This is a genomic window from Brevibacterium oceani (genome assembly GCF_017948325.1).
GTDB lineage: Bacteria > Actinomycetota > Actinomycetes > Actinomycetales > Brevibacteriaceae > Brevibacterium > Brevibacterium oceani.
Window position 1 is genome coordinate 3,260,515 of record NZ_CP072846.1, and the last position, 17,441, is coordinate 3,277,955.

The 17,441-nt window shown below is 65.0% G+C and carries 20 protein-coding genes and 1 pseudogene; 14 read left to right on the top strand and 7 right to left on the bottom strand.

Annotated elements, in window-relative coordinates:
- Window positions 1-80: 80 nt before the first annotated feature.
- The 6 genes from J9314_RS14465 to J9314_RS14485 are packed head-to-tail and all read left to right on the top strand — an operon-like array spanning window position 81 to window position 5,973.
- Window positions 81-659 carry a MarR family winged helix-turn-helix transcriptional regulator gene (locus J9314_RS14465; RefSeq protein WP_210603053.1) on the top strand — a complete coding sequence of 193 codons (579 nt, stop codon included), beginning with the start codon at window positions 81-83 and terminating at the stop codon, window positions 657-659.
- Between the two features lie 14 nt (window positions 660-673).
- On the top strand, window positions 674-1,993 hold the full coding sequence (locus tag J9314_RS14470; protein WP_246490409.1) for a cytochrome P450: 1,320 nt from the start codon (window positions 674-676) through the stop codon (window positions 1,991-1,993).
- Complete coding sequence (locus J9314_RS14475; RefSeq protein ID WP_210603054.1) at window positions 1,990-2,439, top strand: lycopene cyclase domain-containing protein; 450 nt, start codon at window positions 1,990-1,992, stop codon at window positions 2,437-2,439. The genes J9314_RS14470 and J9314_RS14475 overlap by 4 nt, the downstream gene beginning before the upstream one ends.
- Entirely contained in the window at window positions 2,436-2,759 is a 324-nt protein-coding gene (locus J9314_RS19210) for a lycopene cyclase domain-containing protein (protein ID WP_246490410.1), read from the top strand. The genes J9314_RS14475 and J9314_RS19210 overlap by 4 nt, the downstream gene beginning before the upstream one ends.
- A complete protein-coding gene (locus tag J9314_RS14480) occupies window positions 2,756-4,438 on the top strand; it encodes an FAD-dependent oxidoreductase (RefSeq protein WP_246490411.1) in 1,683 nt (560 codons plus the stop codon). The genes J9314_RS19210 and J9314_RS14480 overlap by 4 nt, the downstream gene beginning before the upstream one ends.
- Window positions 4,435-5,973: a cryptochrome/photolyase family protein gene (locus J9314_RS14485; protein WP_210603056.1), complete on the top strand. Its 1,539-nt coding sequence runs from the start codon at window positions 4,435-4,437 to the stop codon at window positions 5,971-5,973. Before J9314_RS14480 ends, J9314_RS14485 begins: the two co-directional genes overlap by 4 nt.
- On the opposite strand, the gene J9314_RS14490 is transcribed toward J9314_RS14485, so the two are convergent.
- Both J9314_RS14490 and J9314_RS14495 read right to left on the bottom strand, forming a co-directional pair.
- Window positions 5,943-7,544, bottom strand: a complete 1,602-nt coding sequence (locus J9314_RS14490) for an SDR family oxidoreductase (RefSeq protein WP_210603057.1) — start codon at window positions 7,542-7,544, stop codon at window positions 5,943-5,945. The genes J9314_RS14485 and J9314_RS14490 overlap by 31 nt on opposite strands.
- Window positions 7,545-7,733: 189 nt before the next feature.
- A complete protein-coding gene (locus tag J9314_RS14495) occupies window positions 7,734-8,774 on the bottom strand; it encodes a baeRF2 domain-containing protein (protein WP_210603058.1) in 1,041 nt (346 codons plus the stop codon).
- A gap of 364 nt (window positions 8,775-9,138) precedes the next feature.
- Between J9314_RS14495 and J9314_RS14500 the strand changes: the two genes are divergently transcribed.
- From J9314_RS14500 to J9314_RS14515, 4 genes and pseudogenes are all read left to right on the top strand, one after another.
- Window positions 9,139-9,885, top strand: coding sequence for a GAF and ANTAR domain-containing protein (locus J9314_RS14500; protein WP_210603059.1), 747 nt, complete (start codon window positions 9,139-9,141; stop codon window positions 9,883-9,885).
- Window positions 9,886-9,939: 54 nt separating this feature from the next.
- The gene (locus J9314_RS14505) at window positions 9,940-10,893 is read left to right on the top strand and encodes an NADP-dependent oxidoreductase (RefSeq protein ID WP_210603060.1); all 954 of its coding nucleotides are present in this window, start codon (window positions 9,940-9,942) and stop codon (window positions 10,891-10,893) included.
- 160 nt (window positions 10,894-11,053) lie between these two features.
- Window positions 11,054-11,515, top strand: a complete 462-nt coding sequence (locus J9314_RS14510; RefSeq protein ID WP_210603061.1) for a DUF4383 domain-containing protein — start codon at window positions 11,054-11,056, stop codon at window positions 11,513-11,515.
- A gap of 1 nt (window position 11,516) precedes the next feature.
- Window positions 11,517-12,257 (top strand): annotated as a pseudogene (locus tag J9314_RS14515) (MBL fold metallo-hydrolase).
- A 10-nt stretch (window positions 12,258-12,267) separates the two neighbouring features.
- Here J9314_RS14515 and J9314_RS14520 read toward each other — a convergent pair.
- Entirely contained in the window at window positions 12,268-12,834 is a 567-nt protein-coding gene (locus J9314_RS14520; protein ID WP_210603062.1) for a hemerythrin domain-containing protein, read from the bottom strand.
- 259 nt (window positions 12,835-13,093) lie between these two features.
- Here J9314_RS14520 and J9314_RS14525 point away from each other — a divergent pair, with 259 nt between their 5' ends.
- Window positions 13,094-13,438, top strand: coding sequence for a hypothetical protein (locus tag J9314_RS14525; protein ID WP_210603063.1), 345 nt, complete (start codon window positions 13,094-13,096; stop codon window positions 13,436-13,438).
- The gene (locus tag J9314_RS14530) at window positions 13,435-13,857 is read left to right on the top strand and encodes a DUF6098 family protein (protein ID WP_210603064.1); all 423 of its coding nucleotides are present in this window, start codon (window positions 13,435-13,437) and stop codon (window positions 13,855-13,857) included. The genes J9314_RS14525 and J9314_RS14530 overlap by 4 nt, the downstream gene beginning before the upstream one ends.
- Window positions 13,858-13,923: 66 nt before the next feature.
- On the opposite strand, the gene J9314_RS14535 is transcribed toward J9314_RS14530, so the two are convergent.
- On the bottom strand, window positions 13,924-14,097 hold the full coding sequence (locus J9314_RS14535; protein ID WP_210603065.1) for a hypothetical protein: 174 nt from the start codon (window positions 14,095-14,097) through the stop codon (window positions 13,924-13,926).
- A 135-nt stretch (window positions 14,098-14,232) separates the two neighbouring features.
- Here J9314_RS14535 and J9314_RS14540 point away from each other — a divergent pair, with 135 nt between their 5' ends.
- On the top strand, window positions 14,233-14,460 hold the full coding sequence (locus J9314_RS14540; RefSeq protein ID WP_210603066.1) for a hypothetical protein: 228 nt from the start codon (window positions 14,233-14,235) through the stop codon (window positions 14,458-14,460).
- Window positions 14,461-14,472: 12 nt separating this feature from the next.
- Here J9314_RS14540 and J9314_RS14545 read toward each other — a convergent pair whose 3' ends face one another.
- Window positions 14,473-15,474: an ABC transporter substrate-binding protein gene (locus tag J9314_RS14545; RefSeq protein ID WP_210603067.1), complete on the bottom strand. Its 1,002-nt coding sequence runs from the start codon at window positions 15,472-15,474 to the stop codon at window positions 14,473-14,475.
- A 219-nt stretch (window positions 15,475-15,693) separates the two neighbouring features.
- On the opposite strand from J9314_RS14545, the gene J9314_RS14550 reads away from it, so the two are divergent.
- Entirely contained in the window at window positions 15,694-16,350 is a 657-nt protein-coding gene (locus tag J9314_RS14550) for a helix-turn-helix transcriptional regulator (RefSeq protein ID WP_210603068.1), read from the top strand.
- Between the two features lie 85 nt (window positions 16,351-16,435).
- Here the strand turns inward: J9314_RS14550 and J9314_RS14555 are convergent, their stop codons facing one another.
- A complete protein-coding gene (locus J9314_RS14555; protein ID WP_210603069.1) occupies window positions 16,436-16,891 on the bottom strand; it encodes a hypothetical protein in 456 nt (151 codons plus the stop codon).
- A gap of 6 nt (window positions 16,892-16,897) precedes the next feature.
- A complete protein-coding gene (locus J9314_RS14560; protein WP_210603070.1) occupies window positions 16,898-17,305 on the bottom strand; it encodes a helix-turn-helix domain-containing protein in 408 nt (135 codons plus the stop codon).
- Window positions 17,306-17,441: the final 136 nt, after the last annotated feature.

Consider the following 17,441-nt stretch of genomic DNA (forward strand, 5'->3'; position numbering starts at 1 on the left):
CGATATACTACACTTTGGTGTAATATAAACAGACAGATATTCTTCTGCGTTCGAGGGGAAACGATCAGTAAGATGGCGCTATGGAATCACCGGAGGTCGCGGACAGTCACGACCCGATCACAGCGAACATGTACACCGGCTCAGAGCACGGCTTCCCCGGTGACATCGTCGATTCCTCGGGCCTCTCGACCACTGACCGAGAGCAGATCGCTCACCTCATGAACTCCCTGGCCCGACTCCGCGAGGCCGAGCGCGCCCTCTCCGACGCATCGCGGAAGTTCATGCACTTGAGCGAACAGGACATGCGCGCACTGCACTATCTCATCGCCGCGAAGCGCCAAGGTGAGGTGGTGACCCCGAAGATGCTCTCGGTGCACATGAACATGTCCGCCGCCTCGGTGACGAAGCTGATCAACCGTCTGGAGCGCGACGGCCACGTGATCAGGGCACTCCACCCCAGCGACCGACGGGCCTATGCCATCACCGTCACCGAAAAGACGGCGCGCTCGGCACGAGAGACAGTGGGCCGCTCACAGGCCCGACGCATCTACGCCGCCGCCCGCCTGACCAGCGGCGAACGCGACGCCGTCATCCGCTTTCTCGACGGAATGTCAGAAGAGCTGTCCCTGAGCAACGCCGACTGGGCGACCCAACCGTGACGTCGGCTCCTCGGGTGCAACGCCGCTCGGGAGCGAGCGAGCGCAAGGCCCTGCGCGACGACGAGCCGGCAGCTCCTCCCGCCGAGGCTGCCTCCTCCACCCGCAGCATGTGGCGGCTTCGTGCGTTCGCACCGGCCCGCCGGGTGTTGCGCGCCCGCGGACGCTCGACACAGGCGGGCTTCACCGCGGAGAAGATCCCCCGCGGACTCTTCCGCGCCCACCCGATCCTCATCTCCGACGGCCCGGCCCACGACCGGCAGCGCCGGGAGGTCGCCCGGTTCTTCGCCCCCGCCGTCATCGCCGACCGCTACGGCGAGCAGATCGTCCAAGCCGCGCAGTCCATCGTCGACGAGGCCGTGGTCACCGGCCGGTGCCGACTCGACGAGGCGGCCCTGCACTTCACCGTCGACGTGACCTCGCAGGTGGTCGGCCTCACCGAGTCCGATACCGACAGCATGGCCGCACGGCTCGTCTCCTTCTTCCGTCAGCCGCCGGTCGACCTCGCCGCAGAGAATTGGGGACGGACGAAACGCCAATGGATGCAGGCCGCGGTCAACGGCATCGTGCCGCTTCTGCGCTTCTTCGCCCACGATGTGCGCCCGGCCATCCGGGCTCACCGGCGCGAGCACCGCGGCGATGTCATCTCTCATCTGCTCGATTCCGGGCACAGCACCGGTGACATCCTCGTCGAATGCCTCACCTACGGCACCGCGGGGATGGTCACGACCCGCGAGTTCATTGCGATGGCCTGCTGGCATCTGCTCGAGAACGACGAACTCCGCAGTGAATACCTCGCGGCCGACCAGCCTCGGCGGCTGTCCATCCTCGAAGAGATCATCCGTGTCGAACCCGTCGTCGGGCATCTCTATCGTCGCGCGACCTCGGCGATCGACATCGGCGACGGCCACAGCACGACCTCAGCCGGCGACGAACACGATCACGCCACCATTCCGGCCGGCGACCTCATCGATGTCTGCGTGCGTGAGGCCAACGTCGATCCCGACGTCTACGGTGCGAACGCCGAGGCGGTCTGCCCGCACCGGAGCGGAACTGCCCCTGCCGCGGGCCTGAGCTTCGGCGACGGCGCCCACGCTTGCCCCGGCATGCCGTTGGCCCTGTTCGAGACCGATGTGCTGCTCCACCGGCTCCTCGCCTGCGAGCCTCGGCTGCTGACCGAGCCCACCATCGAATGGGACGACCTCATCGAGGGCTATCGGATCCGCACCATCGACCTCGGCTTCGTCGTGCCCGCTCGCCCCGCACGTGCATCGCACGAACCCCGCACGCCCCGGGTCGCGCGGGCCACATCGCCCAGTGAAGAGGCGAATCCATGATCGCCGCGTGGGACGGCCTCGCCGGTTGGCACGGCTTCAGCCATTGGGAATATCTCGCGCTCATGGGCGCCTGCGTGCTCATCACGCTGCCGCTCGAGTTCGTGTTCTCGGCGCGGGTGTACCGCCGGCTGCCGCTGCTGCTCAAGTCTCTGCTGCCTGTGGTCGTCGTCTTCGCCGTCTGGGACATCGTCGCCATCGTCCGAGATCACTGGACCTACGATCCGCGGTTCGTCACCGGCATCGACCTCGGCATCCTGCCGCTCGAGGAACTCGTGTTCTTCCTCGTCATCCCGGTCTGCGCGCTGCTCAGCTACGAGGCGGTCGGCACCGTGATCGGCTGGACCAAGCGGCGCACCACCCGCCGGATGACCGCCGATCACCCGACGAACGCCACCCGCCCGACCCACGCCGATCCCCGCCCGCCGGACGAAGGCAAGACGCCATGATCCCTGAGTACACCGTGTGGACCGTCATCGGCATGCTCGTCGTCATCGGGCTCGAGCTCTTCGTCGTCCGCAGCGGCATCTTCCGCCGCGCACAGTACTGGTGCGCGCTGGCCATCTGCCTGGCCTTCCAATGCCTCGTCGACGGATGGCTGACAAAGCTGTCCGACCCGATCGTCATCTACAACCCGCAAGAATTCCTCGGCATCCGCTTCCCCTTCGACATCCCCATCGAGGACTTCGGGTTCGGCTTCGCCATGATCACCGCGGTGCTCATGCTCTGGCAGCGCGCCCTCAACCACCGCACCGAGGAGGCCCCGTGAACCCCCGCGACCCCCACGCCGTCCGCATCCCCGCCGTCCCCGGACGTGACCGTCTGTTCCGGCCGAAGACCGTGAGCGTCATCGGCGGCGGCATCGCTGGCCTGTCGGCGGCGACGATCCTGGCCGAACGGGGAGCCGAGGTCACGATCATCGAATCCGGGCCCCGCCTCGGCGGGCGAGTCAGTGCGTGGCCGCTGGACGAGGGTCGGACGATGAGCCGCGGATTCCACGCGTTCTTCCGGCAGTACTACAACCTGCGCGACCTGCTGTCCCGCGCCGACCCTGGCCTCGATCGTCTCCGACCGATCCCCGACTATCCCCTCACCCGCCGAGGCGGCCCCACCGATTCCTTCGCCTCGATTCCGCGGACTCCCCCGTTCAATCTGCTCGGGTTCGTCCTCGCGAGTCCCACGTTCCCCCTGCGCGGGCTGGCCGATGTCGACCTGCGCACGGCCCTCGAACTCATCGATGTCGACTTCCCGAACTCGTTTTCCCGGTATGACGGGGAGTCGGCGGCGGCGTTCCTCGATCGCCTCCGTTTCCCCGAGCAGGCGCGCGACCTCGCCCTCGAGGTCTTCGCCCGATCCTTCTTCGCCGATCCGAACGAGTTCTCCGCCGGTGAGCTCGTCGCGATGTTCCACACCTACTTCGCCGGGTCGGCCGAAGGCCTGCTCTTCGACGTCCCCGATGACGACTACGACACCGCCCTCTGGGCGCCGCTGGGGCGATACCTGCAGAGTCTGGGCGTGCAGATCGAGACCGGCACCGAGGCTCGCACGATCTCCCGCACCCCACGCGGCTGGAGAGTCGAGACAACGAGTGCTGGTGACATCGACTCCGATGCCCTCGTCCTCGCCGCCGATCCGGCTGGGACACGGCGGCTGATCGCCACGATCGAGGAGCATGCCGACGGTATCGATGACGACAGCACCGATGCGGGCCGCGACGCGCAGGGCTCGGGGCCCGCGCACGAATACGCCCCGAGCAGTTCGGGAGCCGAAGGTGCGCGAACGCAGGACTGGTTCGCCCGAGTCGGCGGGCAGCGCAACGCACCGGCGTTCGCCGTGCTGCGGCTCTGGTTCGCCGAGGCGGTCTTGGCCGAGCGGCCGGCGTTCCTGGGCACGAGCGGCTTCGCGCTGCTCGACAACGTCTCCGTGCTCGAACGATTCGAGGACGGTGCCGCGCGGTGGACGAACGAGCATTCCGGCTCCGTGGTCGAACTGCACGCCTACGCACTGACCGGCCAGGAGTCCGAGGAGGAGCTGATCGGACGCCTGCTCGCGGACCTGCACGAGGTGTATCCGGAGACCCAGCAGAACGAGATCCTCCACCGCGAACTCCTCATCGAATCCGACTGCGGACTCACCGACACACGCCCGTGGGGCGAGCGCCCCGGAGTGACCACTCCGCTGCCCGGCTTCGTCCTCGCCGGTGACCACATTCGGTGCGAACTGCCCGTGGCGCTCATGGAGCGGGCGGCCACCACCGGCTACCTCGCCGCCAATGAACTGCTCGCCGGCTGGCGGGTCGAGGGCACTCCGATCTGGTCGCCGCCCCGACAGGGCCTGCTGCGACGGGGACTGCTGGGGCGTCTGCGACGGGATCGCCGCCCTGAGGGCCCGATGCGGCGTGACCCGCTTGGCAGCGCGCACCGATCAAAGAAGGAGTCGAACCGATGAGCGACAGCCAGGACCGCACACCTGACCATGGCCAGCTGACCCTCGTCTGGTTTCGCGACGACCTGCGGTCGACCGATCACGAAGCACTGACGGCGGCACGCGCCGACGGCCAGGTGATCGGCATCTGGATCAGAGAGCAGCGTGACAGCGACGGCCTCGGCCCCCGTCCGCTGGGAGCGGCGGCCCGCTGGTGGGCGCACGAATCCCTGCGCGCCCTGGCGTCCGAACTCGACGAGCTCGGGATCCCGCTGCTCTTCGCTTCCGGGCCGGCTGCCGACATCATCCCGCAAGCCGCTGCAGACCTGAGCGTCGATGCCGTCCGCTGGTCACGTCGCTATGCGCCGGCCTCCCGCGACCTCGACGCAAAGATCAAGACCCTGCTGACCGATGACGGTGTTCCCGCGCATTCCCATCCAGGAGCGCTGCTCGTGGAACCGTGGACGGTCAGCCCACAGGGCGGGGACTTCTACAAGGTCTTCACTCCGTACTTCACCGCCGTGCGGGATCGTTCGGTCGGAGATGTTCTCTCAGCCCCGGCCAAGCAGTCGCCGCTGCCTGAAGATCGCCTGGCAGCGATGAACGGCCACGACTGGGCGAAAGATCTCGACGGTCTCGGCCTCCGCGACGGGTCACACCCTCTCAACGGAAGCCGAACCGACTCAGGCGGCACCGGCACCGATCCCAGCGGTCCAGGCCCCGACGGCACCACCTCGGCGACGGTTCCGCAATGGTGGAAGTCAACCGTCGCGCAGCATTGGTCTCCTGGCTGTCGGGAGGCCCAGCGGCATCTGACAGGCCTTCGCGAGAGCATCGACGGCTACGGCGACTCGCATGATGTCCCAGGTGATCCCGACAGCACCTCGGCACTGTCACCGCGACTGCGGTTCGGTGAGCTCTCCCCCAGGCAGGCCCTGGCGGCGGCACTCGACCTGCCGGATGTCAGCGATGATGACCGGTATGCGTGGATCCGGCAGCTCTACTGGCGGGAGTTCTCCTGGCACCTGGCCTACCACCTGCCCCACGTCGAGTCCGAGCCGATGCGTCCGGAGTTCGCACGCTTCCCCTACGAGGACGATCCCGAAGCGCTGGAGCATTGGCAGAACGGGACGACCGGGATCCCGCTCGTCGATGCGGGCATGGCTCAGCTGTGGCAGACCGGGTGGATGCACAACCGAGTGCGGATGGCCACGGCGAGCTTCCTGACGAAGAATCTGCTCATCGGCTGGTGGCACGGTGAGCAGTGGTTCTGGGACACGCTCGTCGATGCCGATGAGGCCAACAACCCGGTGTCCTGGCAGTGGGTGGCCGGGTGCGGGGCCGACGCCGCCCCGTACTTCCGGATCTTCAACCCCGAACGCCAGCGGGAGCGCTTCGACCCGCACGGCGAATACGTCAGCCGGTGGCTGGGACAGGGTCCGGGCGGGCTCACCCGAGCCGAGCGGACCGGCGGGGACTGCGAGCCGATCGTCGACCTCAAGGCCTCACGCCAGGCGGCGCTGGCGGCCTATGACCGGATGAAGGCCGAGTCGGACTGAGCCCGACGCCGCGCCTCGGCGGCGATGTTCTTCGCCATGGCGGGGAAGATGAACCGGTGGAAGGGAGCGACGAGGGCCCAATAGAGGCGCCCGCGCACGCCGGAGGGGATGAAGGTCGCCGTCTGGTGGTAGTCGCAGCCCCCGCCCGACGCCCCATCGGAATCCGTCACCTCGAATTCGAGCCAGGCGTAACCGGAGACCTTCATCTCGGCGCGCAGCAGCAGTCGCGAGTTCGGTTCCAGCTCATCGACTCTCCACCAGTCGACGGGGTCACCGATGCGCAGGGTGTCAGGCAGACGGCGGCCACGGTTGAGGCCCGCTCCCCCGACGGCTTTGTCCCAGACGCCGCGGATCTTCCACGCCAGCGGCCACGAGTACCATCCGTTCGCGCCGCCGATCCCCTCGATCACGGGCCACACCTCGGCTGCCGTGACGCCGGTGATCGTCGCCGAACGCTCATCGCAGTAGATGCGTCGGCCCGCCCACTGCGGATCGTTCGGTAAGGGCAGGGCCGCCTCGTCGAGGCCCCCGGAATCGGCGTCCCAGTTCGTGTCCACGGCACCTTCGACCTCGCGGCGCAGAGCGAGGCGGACGGCGTCGGCGAACCCGATGAGCCCGGACTCGGGCGGCGGGATGACCGCGTCGATTTCCTGGTCCGAGGCCACCGCGTCTTCCTGCAGGGATTGGACGAGCGGAAGGGTGAGGCTGAACGGCAGCGGGGTGACCAACCCGACCCAGATGCCTGACAGCGTCGGAGCGGGAAGGGGCAGCGCGATGACGTGACGGGGCTTGAGCCCGGCCACCTCGGCGAAGGTCCGCATCACCTGCGCATAGGTGAGGATCTGACGTGACCCGATGTCGAAGGAGCGGTTGATCGTCTCGTCGACGTCGTCGGCGGCGACGAGGTAGTAGAGGGCATCGCGCACCGACAGCGGTTCGACGCGGTTGGACACCCAGTCCGGTGCCGGCATCCAACGCAGGGTCGTGGCGAGGTGGCGGATCATCTCGAACGACGCCGATCCGGAGCCGATGATGATGCCGGCGTTGAAGACGATGGCGTCGACCGCGGAGTCGAGGAGGATGCGGCCGACGTTCGCGCGTGAGCGCATGTGCTTCGACAGTTCTCGGCCTTCGGGGTGGAGTCCGCCGAGGTAGACGACGCGGGTGACACCGGCGGACGCGGCCGCCTCGGCGAATCGTGTGGCCGCCTCGGCCTCGTGTGCTTCGAAGTCACCGCCGGATCCCATGGAGTGCACGAGATAGTAGACAGTGTCGATGTCGTCGAGACTCTCGCTCAGCCCGCGACCGCTATCGAGGTCGACGGTGCGCACGTCGACGTCGGCTGCCCACGGCACCTGCTTGAGCTTCTCGGGTCGACGGACTCCGACGCGGACCTTGTGACCGGCCTGGAGCAGGCGGGGCACGAGGCGGCCGCCGATGTAGCCGGTCGCGCCGAGCACAAGGGTGCGGCGTGGGGTGTGAGTCTTGCGGATGATCTCGTCATCCGGTGTCCTCGAGTGCTCGGGGTTCGGCCTCTTGGTCGTCGGTCGATGGGTCGTCGGTCGGTTCATCGGTGTGTCCTTCCAGACTGCCGTGATCGGCTGTCAGGACACGAGTCTACACACTTTACTAACCCCTGGGATACTATCTACCTTGAGACCATAAAGGACGGGGCGTCGCATGGCAGCGACGCCCCGTCCGGATCTGCTCGACTAATCGGTCAGCTATCGGTCCTGTGCTCGTCGGCGAGGACCACCTGTTCAATCCGCCAATGCAGAAGCGACGTCGTAGCGGAGGACCGCGGCGATCCCGTCGGCCATCGGGTCATGGCTGAGTCCGATCTCTGCCGAGGACAGGACGGCCTGGGCCACGATGGCGGCTTCTCCCTCGGTTGCCTCGGCGTCGTCGAGCAGCAGGGTTGCCACTGCTCCGCGTCCGACAGCTTTCTCGACTTCCGCGCGGCCTTCAACCGCACGGTCGTGTGCCTTGCTCTCGGCCAGTCGCTCCGAGTTCGTGGCTTCGCGCTCGCCGGCGAGCTTCGTGATGAGCGTTCGCACCGCCACATCGATCGCCTCTTCGGCGCCCTCATCGTCGTCGCCGCCTTCCGAGATTTCGTGAAGCAGCTCTTCGGCCTTCACAGACAGCTCGGCCTTGACCGCCGTTCTGCCCTGGACTTCTCCGGCCAAAACGACCGCGTCTGGTGCGTGGTCCGTCGTGAGTCGGTCGACGAAGTCAGCGACACTGCGCGCATGGTCTTTGATGATCTCGTCGACTCGGCGCCGGATCTGGTTGTGTGAGTACGCTCCTCGCCGTGGCTTATTGATGTCTTCGTCGTTGTCGCCGGCCACGTGAACCGGCGCGTTCTCGCTGCGTTCGCGATCCGGAGTCACGCTCAGTTCGCGGACGGCCGCCCCGTCCTGACCGGCGATGACGAGGACGACGTCGAACTGTCTGCACTCCTGGCGGAGGTAGGCACCGAGTTCGGGCACGTCCCCGTAGTGCGCATCGTCGCCTTCTCCCAGCGCCGCGTCCCAGTGCTCGTCCAGCAGAACTCCTCCGGAGTTCGCCACGATGATCCGACCGTCGGTGTGCACCTCGGTGGGCTCATCGACGAGGATGATCCCTTCGATGGACTCGAGCAGCGGCTCCCCTGCCCCGCTTTCGGACAGTCGGTCGCGCAGTTCCGACCAGCGCAGGCGGAGTTGCGTGTCGGCATCGGCTGAAGGAGCGCGACCCTCAAGGTAGACCGTGGCGTAGGGACCGCCGCTCTCGTAGATCGTGCGCAAGTGACTGTGGTTCATCCCTTGTTCCTCCTCAGCATCTATGTACATCTGTCGGAACCTCGCAGGATCCCGCCGCGCTCTGCGCGATGAGTTCAGCCTGGCATCGCCGCAGGGTCCCTGTAAACAACCTTGACAAACCAGGCCGACGCCTTTATGCGAGACGTCGTCTGCCGGTGCTCCCGACGAGGGCCGGGCCGTCATCGTTCGAGCAGGCGCCGAAGAGTCGATTTTGGGAGCGGCACCAGCCTTGCGTAGGATATTGCAAGGTCAAGCAGGCGGCCTCCAGATGTGAGGACCCCTGAATTGTGTATCGCCTTCCCCTTCACCCGCAGTTTCTCACGCGGATCATCCACACCAGCGGTCCCAGACTGAACCGCAGACGTTGAAGGACATCGTTGATGCGTCCGACCCTCACCGCGAATCGGCCGCAGAACTCCTCATCAGGCTTCTGGCCTCCGAACACGAGCTCGGCAGACTTGCCGATGAACTCGCTGCCCTGGCTGCCGCGGAGATCGGACAAGATTCTTCGGTCTCATGCGCGATCACTCTGGTGCGGAACAGACGCGCCACCATCGTCGGCGTCAGCGACGAGGCTACGGGGCGATTCGACGAGATCCACACCGACCTCGACGCGGGACCGCGCATGGAGGCGCAGAAGACCCGCTCGCTCATCCGCATCGATGACGCTGAGGACGAGAAGCGCTGGCGAGGCTACGTAGACATCGCTGTGCTCCACGGCCTGCGAAGCATGGTGGCGGTCCCGCTCGACATCGACGACACCGCGGACGCGACCATGAGCTTCTACGCCGTGCAGCCTTACCGTTTCGGGGAGCAGACGCTCTTGGCCGTGCAGAGGCTCGGAAAGCTGGTGGAGAGGTCACTCCGCGTGGCAGTCCGGACCGCCCGCTTCGCCGAGGCGGCCGAACACCGACAGCGGGCGATGGAATCACGCACCGTCATCGACGTCGCCGTCGGGATCACGATGGCCCAGGCAGCGTGCAGCCAGGGGGAAGCTGTCGCCATTCTCAAGGAGGCTTCATCTCATCGCAACATCAAACTCCGCACGCTTGCCGGTGACATCGTCGCTTCCCTCGACCAGCCCGAGCCGACCACGCCTTTCGCTGACTGACTGACCCCGCCGGGACCCTCCGCAGACCCGGCCCTGCAGTGACACAATGGAGCCATGAACACCGAAACGACGATGAGCGCCGTCAGCCAGCAGACCTTCGGCAGTCCCGACGTTCTCGAAATCACCGAGCTGCCGCGCCCGAAGCCCCGCCCCAACGAAATCCTCGTCAGAGTTCAGGCGGCAGGTCTCAATCCCACCGATTGGAAGCACCGCGCCGGCCACGGCTTCGTCGACGAACTGCCATTGGTGCTCGGGTGGGACGTCTCCGGCGTGGTCGAAGCCGTCGGCATCGGCGTCGCGACGTTCAAGCCCGGAGACGAGGTGTTCGGCATGCTGTCGTACCCGTTCGGGCTCGGCTCCCATGCCGAGTACGTTGCCGCCCCGGCCAGATTCTTCGCAGCGAAGCCCCGATCGGTCGACCATGTGCAGGCCGGGGCACTCCCCCTCGTCTCTCTGACCGCGTGGCAAGCGCTCGTCGACAACGCCGACCTGCAGTCGGGACAGCGTGTGCTGATCCACGCGGCCGCAGGCGGCGTCGGGCACATAGCTGTGCAGATCGCGAAGGCGCGGGGCGCATACGTGATCGGTACCGCGAGCGCGGAGAAACACGGCTTCCTGCGGGAGCTCGGCGCCGATGAGGTCATCGACTACCGTACGGAGGACTTCACCGAGCGAGTGCGAGACGTCGACGCGGTGCTCGACACGATCGGCGGTGACACGGCGATGCGTTCGCTGCACACCCTTCACAAGGGCGGCTCTCTCGTGTCGCTCATCCCTGTCGGCTCCGACGATCTCCTTCGCGAAGCAGATCAGCTCGGAGTTCGAGCTCTCCGGATGCTCGTGGACTCCTCGCGCAGCACCCTGGAAATCATTTCAGGACTCGTCGACGACGGTGCGCTGCGTGCCACAATTGCCGGGACGTTCCCTCTCACGGAGGCGGCAGAAGCCCACCGAGAGGGCGAGACCAATCGCACCACAGGCAAACTCGTACTCACGATGACCGAGTAGACGAAACGCAGCCCTCACTGAGCTGGCAGCGCGAGGGTCGCGGCTTCGAGCGAGACGTCCGCGTCGGCTGTCTGTGAGTCACCCCTGCCTATTGAGGGGTGAGGCACTGCGCCCTAGCGTGGAAGCGCAATCTGATCGGTTCGCCAATCGAGGAGGCGCGATGTCCACCGATGAGCCCGTCGTGCGAGACGTTCCCGCTGAGCGCGGTCGGCCCGTCCAATGGGCCGCTCTCATCGTCACCATACTCTTCCTGGCGGCCGGTGTTCTCGGGTTCATCCCGGGAGCGACGTCGAATTACATGTCGATGCGATTCGCCGGCCACCACTCGACCGCGCTGCTGCTGGGCCTGTTCCAAGTCTCGATCCTGCACAACATCGTCCACCTGCTGTTCGGCATCGCCGGAGCGCTCGTCCGCCGCTCCCCCGCCGGGTGCTTCCACTACCTGCTGTGGGGCGGAATCGTCTATGCCGCTCTGTGGCTCTACGGTCTCTTCATCAACGCGGAGTCCGGGGCGAACTTCGTCCCCCTCAACACCCCGGACAACTGGCTGCATTTCGGGCTGGCGGTCGTGATGATCGTCAGCGCCCTCGTCCTCAATCGTCGACGCTTCACGGACCGCTGATATGCCCATCGCCGAGGTTGCCGAAGGGATCCATCGCATCGACGATTCGTACGTCAACTGGTACATCGTCGAAGGCGAGGACGGTCTGACTGTCGTCGATGCCGGCGTCCCCACCTCGTGGCGTTCGCTGGCTGACGCTCTTGATCGGCTCGGTCATGGGCTGGGCGACATCCGGGCTCTGCTGCTCACGCACGGGCACTTCGACCACATCGGCTTCGCCGAGCGGCTGCGCTCGGAAGCCGCCGTCCCCGTCTACGTCCACGACAACGATGTGCCGCTGACCCGCCACCCGCGCCAGTACGGCCGGGACCGGCCACTGACGTGATACCTGCTCACACAGTTCAAGGCAATGCCCATGGTCGCAGCCTTTGTCAAGAATCGTGCGTGGTGGCCGCAGCCCATCGAAGAGGTCACACGCATTCGCACTGCAGAGCCGGACGTGCCCGGTCGGCCACGGGTCGTCTTCACACCGGGCCACACGCTGGGCCATTGCGCGTTTCATTTCCCCGAGAGGGACGCGGTCATCGCCGGCGACGCGCTCGTCACACTCAACCCGTATCGCGGCACGACGGGGGCACAGATCGTCTCCAGCGCTGCCACCGCTGACCCCGCCAGGGCTCTGGAGTCGCTCGATGCCCTTGCCGAGACCGGCGCGCGCACCGTGCTCGTCGGGCATGGAGAACCTTGGGCCGGCGGAGTCGAACGCCTCGTGAGAACCGCCAAGGCCAACGGCCCTTCGTGACCGCCGAGCGTCAGGATTCGCGTCCGGTGAGCTTATCGCGCAGACGATCGACCATTCCGACACCGGGGCCGACACTCTTGTGGAAGAGTTCCGAGTGCGGAGCGTTGGGATGGGGCCGAGTCGGAGCCACCTTCTTCGCTGAAACGACCCGTTTGGCCATATCGATGAGTTGGTCCTGCGGAATGTGTTCCCTGAGCTTCGGGAACTGTTCGTCCTCTTCGTCCCGAGCGTGATGGTCGAGCAGCTGCTCGAACTCGATGACCTTTTCGAGGAAAGCACCCTCGGTCACGTCGAGGCCCTCGAGTTCCTTCATGACTCGGACAAGCTCTTCGTGCTCTTCTTTGTCGTGCTCGACCTCGTCCGTCCCGCCCGGAACGTGCTCTTCGATCGACGGATAGACGATCATCTCTTCGGCCACCGAATGCCGCATCACCTCGGCGATGACGGTATCGGCGATGTCGCGTCGCTCGTCCAGGTCCTCGGTCCTCTCGATCCGGCGAAGCAGCTCGAGCATCTCCCTGTGATCAGCGGTGAGCATGTCGACGACGTCCGTGCCGCTGGTGTCGATGAGAGTCATTGTGCCTTCTTCCCTGCAGGTCTCCCGATTGGTGTTTCGACACTATGGACTGAACCGTCGACCGTCCAGAGACCGCATCACGAAAGACGGTTGCTGCGGTGCATCAGATTCTCATTCGCGAGCACCATTCGGCCGCCGCGGGCGGTCCCGTGAGACCGACCGGGATACGGCCGAGCGTCGACCTATTGCCGTACCACAGCACGGTACGTATAGTCTGAACAGGTCAAGAAGTCGGCCCTCTCCTTTCTGAGGGATCGGTATGTTCATGACTCTTGGCGATGACGGCGAAACACCTCTTGACCCCGGTCGATTCTCCGCCCGTGCGATCTGGACGAGCGAGGGCGAGTATTCGCTCGTCGACGACCGGGAAGCAGCCGTCTTCGAGCTCCGTCTCGCCGGTGAGGTGGTCGCCGCCCTGCACTACAGGCTCGACGGGGTCACCCATGAGGCTGCTTTCGTCTCCTGTGAGATCGCCGAGACCTTGGCCGCCGCTCAGCACTGCAAGGTGCTCTTGAGACTGGCGACGCGAGTCGTTGAAGATCGAGGGATGACGGTTGCTGTGACCTGCCCGGTGGCGCTGAGTGTCAGGGAGTTCATCACATGATGGTGGAGACACTGGCCGCACTCGAAGAGCTCGCGTCCACTGAAAGCGGGCTCTATGTCCGCTATTCAGAGGGCTTCGACAGCGACACCCGAGGCGGGAGCATCGACACCGAGTCGGGTCTCGAACTTCCCGGTCTGTCCGTCAACCCTCTGACACCGGAGGACTGGTGGACTCGCCCTCTGGGCGATTGGCTGGCTCGACAACTCTGCCAGTACAAGCACCTCCAAGAAAAGAACCCCGACCGTTTTGCTTGGATACTCACCGGCCGACAGGTGGGACGCGGCCCCGACTGCGAACCGCTGCTCGTTGACGTCGAACCGATCGCCCGCCTATCGCCGAAGCTCCTCAATGAAGCACAACAGCGCTACCGGGAGAAGTTCGACGCAGAGAAGGGCCCCGAGAACTCACAGCCCGCCTAGGACGAGCCCACGCGGCGGCACAGGGCCCGGCACCTGTATGGTGCCGGGCCCCTACGATCGCGGGAGTCAGTAATGTGCTGGCGGATCACTCGCGGGGAACGACTCTTCCTCCCATTCATCGACCAGGTCATCCTCGTGCTGCTTCGACGCGGAATCCGTGCCGGGCTTTTCCGCAACATCATCCTTGGCTTCCTCGGGGACCTGTGTCGGCTCCTTCTCGTCTTCGCTGGAATTGCTCATCACGATCATCCCTTCTTCATCGGGTGTATGTACCCATGCTGACACTGTTTCAAGCGACTCGAAAGGGGTGCCGCTCGGCTGGGGCCCCGCGTAGACTGATCACCCATCCGCGCTCTCCAGCGAAAGGTGACCAGAATGTCGACCGAAGACAACACCGAAGGCAGCACCGCCGACAGCATGCGCAAGGCCACGGAGAATCTCGACCACAGTGCCGGTGCCGCCCCTTCGTCGGAGTATCTCGACAGGGTGGACACCGACGATTTCGGTCGCTCCGACGAAACCGTTGATAATGAGAACCGTGATGAAGATGAGAACGCCGATGACCAGGACGTGTCGAGCGATCCGCCGTCGTCAGCTCCCTGATCGGCTTCGTCGTCACTGCGTCGCGGGGAACATGTCCTCGACAGTGTCGAGCAGGGCCATCGCCTCGTCATAGTCGCCGCGCATCGACCAGGACGGGAGGTCATAGACCTGACCGGACTGGAAGGCAGGGACGCGATCGTACGGTGCTTCGCCCTTGAGGTCGTCGACGCCGATGCTCGCGTTGTTGAAGCCGACGACGAAGACCGTCTCTGAGCGGAGTATGTCAGGCAGCACCTCGAGCGAGGGCCCGAACATATCCCCGCCCGCAATGTAGGGTTCGATGTCGTTCTCCTCGAACAGTGGTGCGGTTCTGAACCCGAGCGGTTCGAGCGCAGCTGACAGGCTCTTGTCCTCGATGAGGATATAGGGAGTGTCCTTGCTGTCGAGCGTGAGGATGGAGATCTCGCCCTCGGGGACCGTGATGTTGTCCTTCACCTCGGCGACTCGATCGTCGTAAGCGGATTCGAACCTCTCATAGGCATCCTTCCGACCGAGCACGTCGGAGGCGATGAACGAGAACTGGTCCTGCCATGTCTGCTTGTCGCCGGATACGAGGACAGTGGGCGCCACCTCCTGCAGTCTGTCATAGGCATCGGTCGCGTGTTTGAGCGGGAACCCGATTCCTCCGGCGATGATGAGGTCAGGATCGGCCGCGATGATGGACTCGAGGTCGAAACCGTCGTTGCTCCACGGGAGGAACTCGGTTCCCTGCGCCTTGGCCTTCTCGGACCAGAAACGCGAGAATTCCCCATCGGAGTCCGTGACCTCGGGTGTCGTGGCGACGACCGGCACGTCGAGATCGAAGAGATAGCCGGCGAGGGCGTAGTTGAGCACAACCACCCTCTGCGGATCGGCTGGAACCTCAACCTCCCCCTGTTCGGTCTCGACGGCACGCGTCTCGGCTCCACTCGCCGAGGTGCCGTCATCAGACGCATTCGACGTGCCGGCACAGGCACTGATGAGCAGGAGACCGGCGCCCAGAAAGAGCGCACAGGTTCGACGGAGCAAGGACATTGACTACCTCTGTCGGGTGAGGAACTAGAATCAGAGAACATAGCCCAGCCTAACCAAACTCTTCGAATTACTTACGACAAAGGCGACATCATCACACGACCAGCACGACATGTTCTTCGCCGACGCACCGGCACCGAGACGGAACGACCGGTGCACTTCGCTGGGCATGATTGGCACAGTCATTCGTATCCGCTGCTTATCCATGTCATCAGCGGTTCCGTGGACGCGCGTCTGCGCGGACACGGATTCGAAGCGACACACCTCAGTCTCTCTGCCGGTGCCAGCCTGTGGTTGGGAGCAGGCATCGACCACTCGGTCACGGCACAGTCAGGCTCCATCATGCTCGGCCCCCGACTGTCACCGCAGACAGAGCCGCCCGAGGGATTCCTGCACATCCGCCACTCACCCGCCCTGCGCGAGACGGCTCTGCTCATCCTCGCCTCGTCCCCGAACTGCGAGGCCGAGCGGGTACCGCTCAGGCACGCCCTCGACGCAGAGCTGAGCGCGTTCGCCGTCGATGATTTCCCTATTCCCGAGTCTCAGCACCGCGCAGTGAGAGCGATCGTCGACGATCCCCTGACGCTGCTTTTGCCGCTGAGCGCCGTCGCCGCGCGCCACTCGATGAGCACACGCCACGTCGAACGGATCGTCAAGGACGATCTCGGCCTGTCGTTCGTGCAGTGGAGGACGCGGAAGCGACTCAACCTGGCCCTGCGCAGGATCCGCGCGGGATCGAGTGTCGCCTCCGCAGCCCGAACGGTCGGCTACCGCGGGTCCGACGGGCTGATCAGGGCGATCGGCCGGCTCACCCAGCTCACCCGGCAAGAGCTCTCGGGCGATCTGGCAGGTGCAGTCAGGGCGTCCCGCCGACGGTGACCGGGGCTCTCGGCGAACAGCGGGCATCCCAGCCCACATCACCGCAATGACCAGAATCGGGTGGATCGACGTTCGGCTTAGCCGACTACACCTGAGCGACGCCTTTCACAGCGTCCTGGTCGTCCGGTTCCACCGCAATGTCACCCTGCGCAATGATCGGGATATTCAGTGGAGCGCCGAACACCTTTGCAGTGATGGTGGTTATTCCTTCACGCAGGTAGGGAAGCACAGTCATCACAGCTACTTCGTTGACGAACTCTTTGATGATGCGGCTGCTGGGCGCGTTTCCGTTTTCGATGACATATTGACCTGCGACGCTGACCACAGCTTCACCAGCAGGAACTTGGGTCGCGCCCCTGAGACGAACACCGAATCTGTCAGAATCTTCCTTGATCTGCACTTCGATGGTGATGTCACTGTCAGCCTCGTCCGGGCCTGACTCGAAACGACGAGCGGAGACTTCGTGGAACTGCACCGACTCGAGTCGAACTCGATCGATGAATTCCCGTAGACCGCTCAGCTCTGATTCCGCACCTTCCATCGCCGATCAGCCTGCCAGTCCGATATCTGACGTTTTCGCTGTCCGCCAGTCCCGTGCCGCCGAAAGAGAACCAACAGGGGCCAGCGGCCCCATAGGCAGGGACAGCTTCCTCGCCGTCGCCCACCTACTGTGAGCCGCCAACCATGCTGATTGCCCGTGGTCCTTTTGAACCCGATGCTCATACATCGCTCCGAGAGCATTCGCATATCGACGCAGAGTCGATGCTTTCGGATCAGAGTCGTAGCGCTCGAGCTTGTGGATCGCCTGTTGCGAGACTCCCATGATCTCAGCGACATCCTTTTGAGTCAGATCAGACTCCTGTCGGATTCGGATCAGCGCGGCCTTGAGCTCGCGATCCTCACGGGCCAGCACTTTCGCCCGTGCCTTCACGAACTCAGGTTCGAGCGTCGACATAACTTCCTCCTAGGGGATCGCCATAGAGCCAATGATACCGAAACAACCTCCAGGTTGTTTAAACATTTATGGTACCGACTGCCAATTTGTCGACGCGCCCTCGCGGTAGCGCCTCACTGCGAAGTTGATCTCGTGC